Raw genomic sequence first — 397 nt, forward strand, 5'->3', positions numbered from 1 at the left:
TCGCCACGCCGAGCTCGCCGCCCGTCTGCAGGCGTTGCAGGCGCTGCAGGAGAAGGTGCAGGTCGAGAACAAGCTCAAGCCGTGGCTGGCCAAGCACGGGCTCGACGCGCTGCAGGGCCTCTGGACGCGCATCCGCATCGATGCCGGCTGGGAGACGGCGCTCGAGGCGGTGCTGCGCGAGCGCCTCGGCGCCCTCGAGGTCGGCCGCCTCGACACCTTGCGCGCCTTCGCCGCCGACGCGCCGCCGGCCCGCCTCGCTTTTTTCAGCGCCTCGGCGACGCCGCATGCCGGCGAGCGCGGCGCCTTGCCGCGCCTGGCCGAAAAGCTCCACCTCGGCGACGCGTCGCTCGCCGCCTTGCTCGGCGACTGGCTGGAAGGCGTCTACACCGCCGACGAC

The 397-nt window shown here is 73.8% G+C and carries 1 protein-coding gene; it reads left to right on the top strand.

Features of this window, described 5'->3' with window-relative positions; all coding sequences use genetic code 11:
• The coding region (locus tag D7Y13_RS46670; RefSeq protein ID WP_208734746.1) for an SMC hinge domain-related protein at positions 1-397 on the top strand (397 nt) is incomplete at both ends.

It is taken from the genome of Corallococcus praedator (genome assembly GCF_003612125.1).
GTDB classification, from domain to species: domain Bacteria; phylum Myxococcota; class Myxococcia; order Myxococcales; family Myxococcaceae; genus Corallococcus; species Corallococcus praedator.